General features: G+C 45.1%; 7 protein-coding genes and 1 tRNA gene. 2 read left to right on the top strand and 6 right to left on the bottom strand.

The annotated features are described in order from the left end of the window. Positions 1 to 51: 51 nt before the first annotated feature. Genes CIL02_RS10265 through CIL02_RS10240 form a run of 6 tightly spaced genes read right to left on the bottom strand, consistent with a single transcriptional unit; the run spans position 52 to position 8,687 of the window. Positions 52 to 1,605: a PglZ domain-containing protein gene (locus CIL02_RS10265; protein ID WP_094401463.1), complete on the bottom strand. Its 1,554-nt coding sequence runs from the start codon at positions 1,603 to 1,605 to the stop codon at positions 52 to 54. A 39-nt stretch (positions 1,606 to 1,644) separates the two neighbouring features. Beyond that, positions 1,645 to 4,947, bottom strand: coding sequence for a tetratricopeptide repeat protein (locus CIL02_RS10260; RefSeq protein WP_094401461.1), 3,303 nt, complete (start codon positions 4,945 to 4,947; stop codon positions 1,645 to 1,647). Between the two features lie 18 nt (positions 4,948 to 4,965). Then, entirely contained in the window at positions 4,966 to 5,787 is an 822-nt protein-coding gene (locus tag CIL02_RS10255; protein ID WP_094401459.1) for a metal ABC transporter permease, read from the bottom strand. A 5-nt stretch (positions 5,788 to 5,792) separates the two neighbouring features. Continuing rightward, a complete protein-coding gene (locus CIL02_RS10250; RefSeq protein WP_094401458.1) occupies positions 5,793 to 6,185 on the bottom strand; it encodes a hypothetical protein in 393 nt (130 codons plus the stop codon). A 3-nt stretch (positions 6,186 to 6,188) separates the two neighbouring features. Next, on the bottom strand, positions 6,189 to 7,436 hold the full coding sequence (locus CIL02_RS10245) for a 3-phosphoshikimate 1-carboxyvinyltransferase (RefSeq protein ID WP_094401456.1): 1,248 nt from the start codon (positions 7,434 to 7,436) through the stop codon (positions 6,189 to 6,191). Between the two features lie 24 nt (positions 7,437 to 7,460). After that, positions 7,461 to 8,687 (bottom strand): zinc-dependent metalloproteinase lipoprotein, encoded by a 1,227-nt coding sequence (locus tag CIL02_RS10240; protein ID WP_240513638.1) that lies wholly within the window; start codon positions 8,685 to 8,687, stop codon positions 7,461 to 7,463. Between the two features lie 166 nt (positions 8,688 to 8,853). Here CIL02_RS10240 and CIL02_RS10235 point away from each other — a divergent pair. Then, a tRNA-Pro gene (locus CIL02_RS10235) sits at positions 8,854 to 8,926 on the top strand. 522 nt (positions 8,927 to 9,448) lie between these two features. Continuing rightward, on the top strand, positions 9,449 to 16,048 hold the full coding sequence (locus CIL02_RS10230; protein WP_094401455.1) for a DUF6603 domain-containing protein: 6,600 nt from the start codon (positions 9,449 to 9,451) through the stop codon (positions 16,046 to 16,048). Positions 16,049 to 16,056: the final 8 nt, after the last annotated feature.

Below are 16,056 nucleotides of genomic sequence, written 5' to 3'. Positions count from 1 at the left end.
ATTGATTATTATATTTCAAAAAAATCCATTCCATGTTTCATCACCAATGCGCTATCTCTTCTTTGGTGTCAGGGTGACGAGAGGTACAAGCATTTCTTCCATTGATATGCCTCCATGCTGGAAGGTGTCCTTGTAGTATGATACGTAATAGTTATAGTTGTTGGGGTAAGCAAAGAACGAGTCACCTGTTGCGAAGACATACGACGTGCTGATATTTGGTGCAGGCAGCTGAGCCTTCAGCGGATCCTTGATTACGAAAAGCTCCTTGGCATTGTAGTTGAGGTTCTTGCCAAGTTTGTACCTAAGGTTGGTATTTGTGTTACGGTCACCAATTATCTTCACAGCCTTCGACACTCTGATGCTTCCGTGGTCGGTTGTGATTATTACCTTGTAGTCAGTCTGTGAAAGGCGTCTCAGGAGTTCAGACATTACACTATGCCTGAACCAACTTAGTGTGATGCTACGGTAAGCCGACTCATTGTTAGCAAGCTCACGTACCATTTTTGACTCTGTTCTTGCATGCGAGAGCATGTCCACGAAATTTACAACAGCAACATTAAGGTCGTTGCCCGACAGCGACTTCAGCTGTTGCAGGAATTTCTCAGCCCCAGCAGAGTCGTTTATCTTATGGTAGCTGAAGGTGTCATGCCTGCGGTATCTCTCAATCTGCTTCTTAATCAACGGTCCCTCGTTAAGATTCTTTCCTTCCTCCTCGTCCTCGTCTACCCATAGGTCAGGGAACAGCTCGGCAATCTGTGTTGGCATAAGGCCACTGAAGATGGCATTACGCGCATATTGCGTTGCGGTAGGGAGAATACTGAAATAGAGTTGCTCGTCGATATCGAACATATCGCCAATCTCTGGTGCGAGCATTCGCCACTGGTCATATCTGAAATTGTCTATCACTATGAGAAACACCTTCTCACCGTTATCGATAGCTGGGAATATCTTTTTCTTGAAAATCTCGTTGCTGAGCATCGGATGGTCTGCAGGCGCAGGAGCAACCCATCCGAGATAGTTGTTGCGGATGTATTTGGCAAATCCAATATTGGCCTCCTCCTTCTGCATCTGCAACATCTCCGTCATGTTACTATCGGCAGAACTGAGTTCCAGTTCCCAGTGCACAATCCGCTTGTAGATATTCATCCAGTCCTCTGCTGTCTTGCAGTTGTCTATCTGCTGTGCAATGTTTAGGTAGCTCTGCTGATACCCAGTCTGCGTAACCTCCGTAACAATCTCTTTGCGGTGGACATTCTTCTTCAGAGTAAGAAGAATCTGGTTTGGGTTTACAGGCTTAATCAGATAGTCGGCAATCTTGGAACCGATTGCTTGGTCCATGATATCCTCTTCTTCACTTTTCGTAACCATCACGACAGGAGTGGCGGGTGTAATCTCCTTTATAGTCTGCAAAGTCTCAAGTCCAGTAAGTCCCGGCATCATCTCGTCAAGCATAATGATGTCGAAATTGCGCTGTTTGCATTGTTCTATGGCGTCAGGGCCGTTAGTGACCGTTACCACCTCATAGCCTTTCTTCTCTAAGAAGATGATGTGCGCTCTGAGATGCTCAATCTCGTCATCGACCCACAATATTACTCCGTTAATCATGTCTCTGATTTTTATGTCCAACTTATATGGCGAGACACCCTAAAATCCGTCAAGCTCGTAGTATTCGTCCTCGAGGTCGTAGGTGTTCTCGGTTGTCTTCTGTTTTGTGGTGCCCTGTGTGGGCTGTGGGGTGTCATCGAAATAGATGGTGTCATCAGAAGTTTGCGTGTCTTCTTGGATGTCTTCTTGGATGTCTACCGGGGTGTCCGTAGTTTTCTGATTATTCGGATTGTCCTGATTAACCTGGGGCTCTGGGGTATCCGGATCATCTATTTCCATCGTATTGCTGTCTGCAGGTGTGTCGCCAGAAGTGTCATTGCTGTCTGCAGGCAGGGTTAGGGTGCCTTCATCCTCCTGTATGTCTGATTTTGCGGGGATATTACCTCCACCATCATCAAGTGGTATAATCTCTGTATCGGTTTTCTCTGCTCCCTCATACTCATCTATATTAAACAGTCCGTCAGCAGGAGTGTCGGCAGGAGTCTTCTCTTCTGCAGGTTTTGCAGACGGTTCGTCTTCGCTGTCACGCAGATTCCATACAGGCTCGTTGAGGAGAGGCTGCTTGATGGTCTCAAGTGGGGCGAAATGCTCGTCGTAGAACGCCTGATAGTCAGCATAGCTGAAATTGGTACCTATCAGCGCCAGGTTTTCCTCACTGATTACCAACGACCTGGCTTTCTCGGCAAGTTGTCTGAGTGCTGTTTGCGTATGCAGGTGTCTTGCATACTGCCAAGCCTCATCGTAGTTACGGAAGCCGCTTACCACAAGCCTTCTGAGCATATTGTCATCATCGAAAGATATCTCGAAGTTACGCACAATATAGTTGGCAAAATTGAATTTCGCCATCTGATAGAGCAGTTTGTTCTCATCAACAGAGTCTGGCAGGTATGCCAGAACATACACGAACTTTGTATTACGCTCAGGGTCGAACTGTCTGGCATTGATTGAATCGCTGTCTGCAAGAACTGCTGTACGTCTCGACCACACATCGCCAAGATCAAACTTACCTCCATGCAAAGGGCGTCCTTCCTTCACACCATTTACTATCATACCCGCCATCTCCGCAAGTTTGCTTTGCGGGAATTTCTCCACAAGAATTCTCATGTCCGCAAGACACCCAGTTGCATCTCCGCCATTTAGTTTTGCAAGACCGCCTATGAAAAGGAACTTGTCCCTATTGGCACCTATTGGGAACCTCGTCTCCGAGATGTAGGCGTTTGCTGCAATCTCTTGTAATCTGTCATGCTTGAAAGCCTCGTAGGTAGCTGCGTATAGAGAATCCTCAAGATGCGTACCAAAGACAGCATTCTCCTCGAAATATGGGTCGGTGAGAAGCGTTGTCCATTGGCTTTCGGGGAAAGTAGTCCTAAGTTTTTCCACATATGAGGCCGCCATGTCATGCTGTCCCATCCTGGAGTATAGCAGGAACATGTGATAGTATAGGTCATCATTATGTTTAAAGTCGGGGAATTTATCCTCCAGTCGCCGTAATGCTTTCTCACTCAAATCAAGATTGTCGAGCTTGTCCTTGAATATGACACCAGAGTTGTATAGTCCGTCCATGATTATGACATTACTTGCAGCCACTTGCTCCTCCGTAAAAGGAATTTGCGCAAGATAATACTCACGCTTATGCGGGTCGTTCTGCGCACTGTCATTCACCTGTTCGAGCGAGTCCTGCACAGCCTCAGCCTGCTCTATAGAATCCTTTTGTTCCTCCGTAAGCTCTGCTTCGTCTGTACCTCCCAGGCCGGCCACTACTGTCTTGTTTATACGCTGCCAGTTGTCGACATTCTCTCTCTTTCCCCATTGGCGTTCAAAAGTCTGCTTACCCTGCTGCACCGCCATGGCACTATAGAAATACCATGTGGCATCCTGTCTTCCGCCTTGTGGTGTTGTTGTATTTGGGCGAGTAGCAGTATTGGAATTACGGTTTCCTCCGTTCCGCTGCAAGGTCTGCTGCGCATTAGCCTCAGCCTGGCGGTCGCGTTCTTCCTTTTCTTTCTTCTTGAGTGCCGTTATTACTCTGTCAATAGCCTCATTACGCTGCTTCTCGTCCATTTTTGCAAGAGCCTGTAGGGAGTCCTGCAAATAGACGGCGTCAGTGAAAGGCACCAGCTCGTCGAGAACCTTCGAGCGAGTGGACAGCTGCTCATAGTCGTCACGTTCCTTGTCAAGCAGTCCGATAGCCTCGCCATAGCATCTGCGTGCATCTGCGAATTTTTCCTTCTGCCAATAGATGTCGCCCAGCTTGAGCAAGAGCACACCTTTCTCTATGCCGGCACGTGTGGCCTTCATGGCTCCTTTCTCGTAATTGGCTATAGCGTTGGCAGTATCACGCTGGGCCATATAAATGTTTCCTATAGCATAGTATACCTGGTCAAGATAGTCCTTGTTCTTGTCCGATGCAGCCATGCGCTTCAGCGAGCCAACCATTTTCTTTGCCTGAGTTGCGCCCATCACCTCCGTCATCGCTATGCGTGCGTTGAACTCCATCTGATAGGGCGGGTTCTTGGCTACTACGCTCCTGAAAGCCTTATATGCCGCGGCGTTATCGCCCAAAGCGGCATAGACCTGCCCGAGCAGGAAGCACAGTCGTGCTCTCTGCACCTTTCGCATCTCGTGTTTTATGGACTTCTTCAAATATGGCACGGCCTTGTCGTACTCAGCTGTGTGTATGTAGTAGTCGGCCATGGTGAAGTCCCATTCCTTCTGCGCCCTCCAATGTATGGAGTCACGATTCATGTTTCTTATTACATCCTCAGCATCGTATAGCCACTCCTGCTCCACATAGCATTTGGCGAGCCATGCCCTTGCGCGTCCGTAAATGGCTGGCTGGGTGGCATAAATGCGGCTCATGTATGCGAATGTGGACGCAGCCTCATCGAAGGCACCTTTATAGAACTGCGAGCGTCCCATCAGCATCCATGCCTTCCACAGGAATGGATTGTACTCCTTCCGGCTGAGCCATTCAATGTCTTTCTCCGTCTTTCGTCTGCTCTTGTTCCATTCCGGCCGCCGGGTTATGCTGTGCAGCTTGATGGCCTTCTCACATTTCTCTATGGCCTTGTCATAGTTGCCCTTTCCCAGTTCGCGGCTCTTCTTGTTTCCTACCGAGTACATGGGTATCATCTCGGTAAAGTTGTCCTGGTTGCCTTTTTCCTTCTCAAGCGAGGCGTCGATGTAGGCCAAGGTACCGTTATAGTAGGTATTGTACCTTGCATTGAATGAATGCCACCATCTCGACTGCGAAGTATTCTTCTCAGTCGAGCATCCCACTACCGTCAGCAACAAGGCCGACAGTAGCCATAAAATCCGATATTTCTTTATAGTGGTCTTCAACACGTTCTCTATGCTACATCAGCAACCTTTATATAATAACTTTCCTGCTACCCATTTTATTGTTTTCAGCAGGACATAAAACAGTATGCTGACAAATATTATTGATGCTCCCGAGGGCACATTCCAGTGATATGAAATTGCAAGGCCAACCAGACAGTCTATCCACCCTATCGCCATGCTCGCCAAGATGATACGCTTCATGCTGAACGTAAAGAGGTTGGCCGTCATCTGAGGTATCGTCAGCAGGCTTATGGCGAGCACGATGCCTACCAAGCGCAGCGTAGACACTATGGTAAGGGCTATGAGCGCCATCATGCCATACTCTATGATGCTGACAGGCAACCCCTGGGAGCGTGCGAAAGTCGAGTCGAACGACACGCTAAGAATCTGTCTGTAGAAGAACACAAATACCAGACCGGCCACAAGGGCAACGGCAGCAAGCAACCACAAGTCGGGCATGCCTATGGTGAGTATGTTTCCGAAAAGAAACGACGGCATGTCTGGCATGAAGCCAGGAGAGAGGAAACAACAGATGATGCCCACGCTCATGCCGAGAGTCCAGAACATGGCTATAGCCGAATCCTCGCGCACATCACCACGCCTTGACATCCACTCCACCCCGAACGCGCTTGCTACGGCAAACGCCATGGCTGTCAGTACAGGGTTTACACCAAGGTATACACCCAGGCCGATACCACCAAATGAGGCGTGTGTAATACCTCCGCTTATGAATACCAGCCTGCGTGCGACAATATAAGTGCCAACCATGCCACAGAGGATGCTTGCCAGCAAACTGCCCAGAAGGGCATTTTGGAAAAAACTATATTCGAGTATCTCCATATCTCTCAACTATCCATCATTGCTATCAGTTCGTCCTTAATCTGGTCAGGTACGTTCACGCCACGGAGGATGAGGCTTCGGTTCCAGTCTCTCACCTCCTCGGGGCGCATGGTGTACATCACCTCGGCAAACTCGTCAGCCTCATCGTCGGTATATGCGTCAGAAGGTCGTCCCTTGTATCTGTCCAGTTCCTCATCATCAAAATACTCCACAGGCTTCACCGCAGCCTCCATCATGCACTCCTGCTCGCACTTACTGTTGTTGCCATCGCATGTTCCACATTGTGATGCCGGCGCATTCACGCTTCCGGCATCTTCCCTGCCATTCCCCTGTAGCCTTGTCGCCACGGCAGCCACAAATCCAAGTATGACAAGAGGCAGCACCAGATACCACAGCATGGGCTAAGCCTCCTCTATGATAAAGCCAGCAGCCTTCAAGTCGTCCCAGAAACGGGGGTACGACTTGGTCACCACCTGCGGGTCGTTGATTTCTATCTTGCCAAACGTCATTGCCAGTGGAGCGAATGCCATGGCCATACGGTGGTCCTCGTAGGTATCGATAGGTTCTCCTGTAGGAGCACATCTCTCACCATCCCAAATCAGCTCGCTGTTGTTCCGGTCTTTTACGACATAGCCCAGTTTGCACAACTCGTTCTTCAAGGCTTCTATACGGTCGGTCTCCTTAATCTTCAGGCTTGCCAGCCCCTTGAAATGGAAAGGCAATCCCATGGCGCAGCAGGCAGCTACGTATGTCTGAGCAAGGTCGGGCGAGCTTATGAAGTCGTAGTCAAGGCGGGGTATTGTCCTAATATGCCTTGTGAGTGTTACTGTTGTGGGCAGGCCCTCCTTCTTCTGTGCGAACGCTGTTTTCACTCCGAGCAAGGACGATATATATCGGGCTATGGAGTCACCCTGCTTCGAGCCATCGGTAAGTCCTGTAAGCCTTACCGTCGACTCGCGATCGTTGCACAAGGCGAGTATCTCATACCAGTATGAGGCCGCACTCCAGTCGTTCTCTACCAGATAGCGTCTCTCGACGTATGGCTTGGGCTTCACCGTAATGGTGTCCACGTCTGTCCACTCAGCATCAGCACCATACTCCCTCATCATCCACAGAGTGAGGTCTATATACGGTCTCGACACTATGTTTCCCTTCAGATGCAGCTCAATACCCTTGCTCAACGCCGGGCCTATCATGAGCAGGGCAGAGATATACTGCGAGCTGACATTGCCCGGCATTTCCAATGGTCCGCCCTCAAGTTTCTTTCCCCTTACCAGCAGCGGAGGGAAACCATCCTCATCGGCATACTCAATCTCCGCTCCAAGATATCGCAGGGCATCGACGAGCAACCCTATTGGGCGGTGCCTCATACGCTCAGTGCCAGTGATGAGATGCTCTCCGCTTCCCACGCTGTAGTATGCGGTCAGGAACCTCATTGCCGTGCCCGCGGCCTTTATGTCTATTACATCGGGGTTGTTGCACAAAGCTTTCACCATCACGTCAGTATCGTCGCAGTCGGAGAGATTGTCTGGCAGGCAGCCACCTCCCGCCAGGGCGTGCATAACAAGTGCCCTGTTGCAGATGCTCTTGGATGATGGCAGGTCGATGGTCACATCGATGGTCTTGGGTGCTGTTACAATATATTTCATTTTTTATCAGTTTTCCTTTTATTGCTATTCATTCATTAGTAGGTTTCCACATGCTGTCTTCCTGCAAGTCACCGTAACGGGATGGAGGTCTAGCTTCACGTTACCCGCCTGTCCTGCCGACCTCGTATTTGCTCCGTTGCGCTTGGGACCAGGTATCATGGGGCAATAGTACATAACCCACCTCATTCGGTCTTTCTGGTCTTGCGTTATCTCGTAGCCGAGCGAGTAGGCATAGTCCATAATGTTCGTGGACAAAAACTGCGGTCCGTCGCACGACTCGCGGACTATGACATCCTTCAGCTTGGGCTGACTGGTATGCTGCATGTAATATAACATGTTGTCGATATACTCAATTCTGTTGTATGACGGCGTATCGTCGCAGTAGTCGGAGTCCATGCACCCGTCTGCAGTCTCAACGCTTGCTAAGCCATCCGGCCCGGTCGACATGGTCTCAGAGAAGGCATGGTGCAGGCCAAGATAATGACCAAGCTCGTGAGCCAACGTGACAACTACGTCCGAGGGATTGATGTATGTAGCCTTATGGTCGGTAGCAGCATAGCGGTCACTCTCCCAGAATCCGCCCTCTTCGTCGAGGTATGCATACAGACTGTTGATAGAGACACAATGCGGATATCTGAGGTTTGCCTTTGATATGTACTTTGCCGTAGTAGTCTCGAGCCCACCAAGGATGGAGTCTCCCTTTATGGCGTAAGGCATGTGGCTAATTCCAAGGATGGTATTTCCATCATCAGTTCCCTTGAAGTTGTACATCATTACGTTCACATACTCGTTGGGATCCCACAGATAGCTTACGTAGGTATTGCTGTTGTCGGTCATGAAGTCTGAGGGATCTATGGGATAGGTTCCCGTCCACTTGACGTACTCAACCCCTGGAGTGGCCAGCTTGTTGCCTTTCTCATCGTATTCCGCGGCCACAAACGTCACGCCGACAGACTTGCTGTCGCCGAAAAGCCCGCCACGGTACACCATGTTGACATAGCTTATAAGCTGCTGCAACCTGCTTGCCGGAATGTGCTGGTTTAGGTCGCCCGCATCTTTATATAGCACATGGAATATCACGGGAAGCCTATATGTATAACCGTCATCGAGCGTTGCCTTTGTGTCATCATCGTCCATGTCTGCAACCTCCTTGCTGTCGTCGAGACCATCGTCACCGCCACATGAGGCCAACAGCAGGCCACACATTATTATATATATACATCCAGGAAACAGCCATTTGATTTTTCTCATAAACAGTTTCATTTATATGTATGCTGCAAATTTACTAAAAATATATTATCCCATGGTCCTCGCGGCAACATTAATATTATTAAAATATGTTTTTTAGAGAAAAAGAGGGCAATTAATTTGGTCATTTCACCTAAATACATTAACTTTGCACTCCGAAACCTAACTACGGGATGTAGCGCAGTTGGTAGCGCACACGTCTGGGGGGCGCGAGGTCGCCAGTTCGAGTCTGGTCATCCCGACAGGTTATAAGCCGATTGTATTAACAGTCGGCTTTTTTTTATGGTAACTAACCAGGGTGTACAGTTCTATGTTCCACTTTCTGATATTACAATATAATTCCAAAGCTTTGATATTTAAAGTTTTACTTATTTGAAATGGACTAATTTTTAATCATAAAATAGCGATGTATAATTGAGGGGGTATTCGTTGTTTGCATAACATCTGATTCTCATAATGTTAGAAGAAGTACAAGCTTCTTTTTAACTCGAAAATTAGAACACAGAACTGTACACTCTATAAAATTGCTCCATTATTGAAAAAATTCCTCCAAAAGGAGAGAGTTTCTCAGATTTTATTGCTATCTTTGCCATGTCTGTCGGGTTTGATACATATTTTGATTTGCAACACTAAGATAGGTGAAAAATCTGACATGGCAAAATCCAGAGCTACTCGGCTTTGCCGCTTGCCACAAGCAAGAACCTTTTGTTGCTCAAGTACTTAAAAAGTTATATTTGTAATACTGTTGCGAAATTAAGGGTGTTATGGGAAATACAAACAGCAGAATACTTGAAAAAGTTGCGGTGCTTCTTCAGAAGATTAAAGATGCTCTTATCTACGATTTGGAGGAAGAGTTTAAAAGTGTAAAAGAAGCCATTGTTAAGATTGATAATCCTGACAATAAGGACAGTAAAGAACTGATGAAGTTCATGGAGGCAAGAATGAATATCGTAGATGCCATTTTTGCTCGGGTTGGTTATGATATAAGTCATTACGAGAACCTGAATGATGTCCGCAAATTAGTAGAAGAGCTTATCCGTGTGACTGAGAAAATTGGTAACACGATGGATAGCATTGCCAATGCGTCTGCTGATGGTAAAGTATCCGGTGAAGAATTGACAGAAATTGCTAAGAATATAATTCCTCTTATTAAGGATATTGTAGGGCTTGTCCGTACTATTATGGATATGGAATGGGACAAAGTATCAAAAGATATCATTGTCTCAGGCGAAGATATTGGTCAGTATATACAAGAGAACATACTGACAAGAGATTTTGCCCGCAAGGTGTTTGATCATATCTTAATGACCCTATTGAAGAATGCTCAAAGCGTATTCAAGGACGAAATAGATTTCGTAAAACTCACCATTGAAAGTGGAGTAAAAGATTTGGTAAATAATGTGAGCGATCTGAGCAATGAAATAAGGATATCGCTAGAAGACATATTAAATGATGCTCAAGCAGATATTGAGCATATAGAGTACAATATGAAAGAGACTCTCGAAGATGCCTCATTGTTGTACAAAAAGATGAAAGACCACATTGGTAACGATTTTGTGCAGACGGCACAGGACATGAAAGACACTTATGTTAAGATAGCGCACGCATTGAGTATCACTAACTCCATTCTCGAATTCCTCGGCATTCTTGAAGAAAAGCAGTTGACATTACAATTACCTAAGCAGATAAAAGAGCTTATCGGTAAAGTGCAAAGTTCCGCAGACAAGGTATCTGGAGCTATCGGTTCGGCTGAAGATACTGCTTATGAACTTGTAAGCAACGCCACATCGAATATTGTGGACGAGATGAGCGATGTAATGAAGACCACTAAGGAGGTAACCGGTATTGGTGTAGCTGCTGCAGGAAAACTCGACATACAGTTGCAGTGTGTAGAAAAAATGGTGAACAGCGGTACGGCCGAGTTCGAAAAGGGACTTGCACAAATGGTTGCCGGAGCTAACGGTGCTTTGAAAAATGCATCAAGTTATGCATCGAAGGCTCAAAGTGCATTGGGCGATTTTAAAGGGGAACTTGAGAATATAAAGAATTTCCGTTATACTGTGAAGGTTAATGTCTTGAGTTGGGAAAATATCGTTGACCTGTTTACCCGACCTGTAGAGCATTTCAAATCTATCTATCCTATAAACAGCATGCAGGATGCAGAAGATCTGATGCGGAAATTCATGGATATCCTACACAATATCAATCCTGACATACCGGACTTCGGTTCACTGAAGAATCTTCTTGAAGACCTTCTGCGCAAACTCCAGCAGCATGTGATGAAATATATCACAGAGGTAAAGAATAAAATGAAGGAGCTTGGCAATGAAGCTAAAACCAGACTTCAGGAACTTATAAATAAGGTATGGGATTGGTTCCAGCCTATAGTCACCACTATACGTAATATCATCGAAACCTTGAAGGAACTGGCTCTAGTTGTAAAGGAGAAGATGAGCGAGGTGATAGGGGATATAAAGGAAGGTGTAAATATCATTGCCGACCATTTGCAGGATGAATTTAATGAGATAAAGAAAGGCTTTACCGAACTGACAAACGATGTAAAAGAAGGGCTGGATAAAGCCGGAAAGAGTGTGAATGACATCGCCAAAACAATGTGCGATAAGATTAATGAGATTGAGAACGGAATAAATACCATTGCGACCGACATCGAGAATAAGGTTACAGATGCTGTCGACCAGGTGGAAGACGGATTGAATACAGGTGCTAATCAGACATCAAATATTTTGTCTGACATTGTCAAGGACTTTTCCGATAATTTCGGCAAATATAAAAAACAAATGCCGAAGATGCCGGAGATGAACATGCCAAAGATGGTGAAAAACACTTTTGTAGAACCGTTGACAAATGCTGTGAACTGTTCGCTCAAGGAGGTTGTGGAGCTTGATGTCCAGTGTCTCTTCGACTTTAGTCAGGAGCGTAACGACTTGATGAAATGTGTGACATCACTCAAAAAAGATTATACCAGGCTGACGACTATAATAGAGAAAAAACCAGAACTGGCAAGTATCCTGAATCTTGACGAGACTCTTGGCATTCTCGCTTTTGACGGCGCTGATGTTGCAATAGAAATGCCTGACATCGCTGCACTTGTACAGCAGGAAGTACTGCCCGACCTTAACGTATGGGCTCATGGTATGTTGACAACAATCCAGACATTGACTGACAAGAAGGTGTGGAAGCAACGTCTAGATATCGTATTGACTCAGCTCAAAGCGGAATTCAAGAACGATCTTGGCAATATCACCGGACTTATATCAAAAGAGGGGGCAATGAAACTCCTGAGAGACTCGTCGGCTGTAAAGAAAGATTTGAAGGACAATCTTAATATTACCGACTATATCACAATTCTGGAAACAGCAGTTAATGATGTTGTCATCCCTGATCCGGAATATTTCTATACTAGCTTCAAGCAGACTATACTGGCGGTTATATCAAAGCTTACAGCACGTATAGTGGCTGAGATTCAGAATATCAAGGATAACATCGTCAATATAACTTCGGCTGTAAAGAAGACTTTCGATAATATTCCTGCAGCTGCCGAGAATCTTGTACAGAAACTGCAGGATGCTATTGACAAAAAAGCTGCTCAGATTGGAGCTGCCGTTTGTGCACTCATTGAGAATATCATCGGTACTGCACGTACCATTGCTGATATTGCAAAGGGACTGCCTGACAGAATTAATAAGGTAAAGGATTTCTTCACAACCGAGGTTTTGACAACCCTTAAGAATCTTGGTTCGACTATAGAAGACAAACTTAAGGACTTCGCCAATAAATTCCTGGAACGTCTTGAAGACCTTGCTAGCGAAGTATGGCAGCGCATTAAGAACGAGTATATCATTCCATTGTTGAATTATATTAAGAACCAGGTGATATTCTTTGTCAAACATGTTATCCGCAATACTGTAAGAAAGATAGTAGAGGCGATAACTAATGTTCAGGAGAATGTGGAGAACGGTGTACAGGAAATGCTAGGCAAACTTCCTACTTTAAATTCACTCTTCATGGCCGAACGAGACTTCATACAGAAGTTCCGTAGCGTATATAATACTGTGAAGGACATAAAGGAAGTAAAGGATTATATCCAACAGGCCGACCTTGTCAATGGTATCTCCAACTTGAACCAGTTGCCTGGTCTTATCAACGTGATTGACAAGTTCGTGAAAGACAATCCTGCAGTTATGGATAAACTGAAGGAACTTACTCTCAGTATAGAAATAAAGACAGATTTAAAGATTGAGGTTCCTTACGAATATGTTATCTGGATTCAGAACATTCTTACTTCAACACTCGACTTTGTTCAAAGTGATATGGGTCTGAAGGAGGTCATTAGTCTTGTACAGTCTCTATATAAGGGCATACCTGAAAGTATCAAGAATGATATTGCCGATGTCATGCCTTCACTGCCGTCATTGCCGAAGAACAGCTTTACTGACATGTTGAATGATGTAAGTTGCAGCTACGACCTTGATAACATGATGTGTAACATTACTCTGCTTGACCTCAAGACTGATGAAAAAGACATTGACGGATTTGACGCTTCACTGAAGCTGCAGTTATTCATCATGGTGGGACGATACACAAGCGAAGAGTTTATCGAGGTAGAAGAGATAACCGACGATAATACTGAAGATAAGAATGAAGATGAGACTGAGGATTCTGCCGATACCGAAGAAGAAAAAGAAGACAATAGTGTTCCGGCTTTATTCTTCACCATCATGCTTAGTGGAAAGGTTCTTTTCAGTAAAAATCTCGGTGAGAACCACAACATGGAAATAATGGCAGAAGGAAATATCGGTGAGATGCTGAAGAAAGACAATGCTATGAGCGATACTGCTATTGGTTTCTGTATGTCGAAGAAAGATCCGGGAAAAGGTGTGACGAGTATATTCCATGGCTTTGGTTCAACAAAAGGTCTTAATGGTATATTCTATATCAATTTCAAGAGAATCTGTAGCGAAGCAAATCCAAACCCAGCCGATCTGCTCAGTACCGAATACCTTGATATTCGTATAGGAAATTATCCTATGACCGGATATGTGCTTTACAGCCATTCATATCCGGAGGATGTGCAGGCAATTCTCGATGAAAAAGAACCTGTTGAAGGATTCAGTACCGGAATTATGGGAGGATTGGAAGATGTTGAATTCATACTGAAGCTACGGCAGAACAAGTTCTTCTCAACACTGCTTAAGGACGATATATCAGCCAAGTTCTCGTTGCAGTTGCTATACGATTATCTTAAGGGCTTCAAGATGGATGGCGGATATTGCTTCCATATTGATATTGACTGTAACAACAAGAAGATCGGTCCGTTGACACTTGCAAATCTCGGAATTGATATCGGTTGTCCGAAGAATGATTTCGGAACTCTCAGACTGGGTTCCGGCACTACGTTCAGCTTACAGATGGGCGAAGCCGTATCAATGTCGTTTGAGAACCTCAAACTGGGTTTTGATATAAATATTTTCAAGAAAGACTTCAGTCTAGGCGATTTTGATTTCGATTTCAATTTCAAATTCCCTGATGGTATCGGCGTTGCCATTGATTGTCCGGCTGTAAAAGGTGCGGCCATAATCAATTATAATCAAGATACCGGTGAGTTGTTTGGTGCTCTTGAGCTTGATGTCATAGAGAAATTTGGCGTTTCTGCGATGCTTTTGCTCGATCTCGGTATCGTTGACGGTCATTTCTTCAGCATGATGGCAATGCTTTCTACACGTTTCTCTCCAGGTATACCTCTCGGTATGGGATTTTCACTTACAGCCATTGGCGGTATGCTGGGGTTGCAGCGCATGCTTGACTATAATGCTATTCGTGAGGCTGTACGTAGCGGAACGCTCGAAAGCACATTCTTTGTTTCTGATGTGGTAAAACATATTGCAGAAATGAAGAAAACAGCCGAAAAGATTTTCCCTGCAAAAGAAGACCAGTTCTTTGTAGGATTGTTGGGGCAGATAAGTTTCGAACCGGTAGTGAAATGTACAGCCGGATTGATGTTGCAATTGCCTGACCCGTTCGAGATAATCCTTGTGGGAATCTTGAAGGTGTCAATAGAGGATACTGATATTATAAGGATTAATGTAGCGTTCTCGGGCAGTCTTGATTTCAAGAAGGGGCTTCAGTTTGATTCTTCAATCTACGATTCGTCAATCGTAGGTATCACACTTGAAGGCGACATGGCATTCCGTCTGTTCTGGGGCGGAGATACGAAAGGATTCCTGCTGAGTGTCGGTGGTTTCCATCCGGCATATAAACCGGACGCGGGTATGCATGTTTCGGATATGCGCCGACTGTCTATGAAACTTGACTATAACGTTCTGAGGGTTGGACTGGAGACATATTTTGCTGTTACCTCTAATTCATTCCAGATAGGTGCTCGTCTTGACATAAAGATTGGATGGGATAAGTTTGGTATCATCGGATATGCTGGTTTCGACGCTTTGTTCCAATTCGATCCATTTATGTTCATGTTCAGTATAGAAGCTGGCATGGCTGTGATGGTAGGACGCTTAAAAGTCCTTTCGATAGACTTGTCATTGTCGCTTAGCGGTCCTAAACCTTGGAACGCTAAAGGTAAAGCAAAATTCTATTTCCTATTTATACCTGTTAAGGTCGGTTTTGATATAACATGGGGTGACAAACAATCTGAACTGCCAAAGAAACAGATAAATGTTATGGATCTCTTCAAAGAACAGGTTAACAATCCAAAGAACTGGTCCGTTGATGAGTCTGTACGTGACTGGGATGTAGTAACCATTGAGAATAAGGTAGGACAGCCTGAAGATACAAGTGAGGTTCTTATTCTTGCTCCTGGTAGTATTTTGGCATTCAACCAGAACGCTATACCTATGGAGGAAACCATGGATATCTGTAACAATGCTGTTCCTACCGACTATAAAAAGATGATGATTGATCAAATAGTCTTGAATAAGAACGAACGACAAATTCTCAATGCTGAAGAGAATAGAAAAATAGAAGAAAACGAGAATTTCAGACTTTCGGTTGTTGGTGTAACTTTAGACAATGATTTTGCTCCAGCTCTTTTCAAATCAATGACTAATCAAGAGAAATTGGAGTCAAAGTCTTATAAGAAATATGCTTCTGGATTTACACTGAAAAATGATGGAAGCAGAAAGGTTGGTAAAGGAAAAACTGTTGAACTTGGTGATTATGACTATGAATATGGAGAATACAAAACTCATGAATATAATCAGGTCCAAACTGAGTCAATGGCACCACTGACAAGTGCAAATAATGTTACAGGAAAGCGTGTCGCTTATCATAAAACTGATAAGACAGCTATTAATCGTTATATGAAGGTTCTTGATTCAATTCAATAAAAAATATA

Source organism: Prevotella sp. P3-122, from assembly GCF_002251365.1.
GTDB lineage: Bacteria > Bacteroidota > Bacteroidia > Bacteroidales > Bacteroidaceae > Prevotella.
The sequence above is the reverse complement of the archived record's forward strand: the minus strand, read 5'-3'. Positions and strand labels throughout refer to the sequence as shown.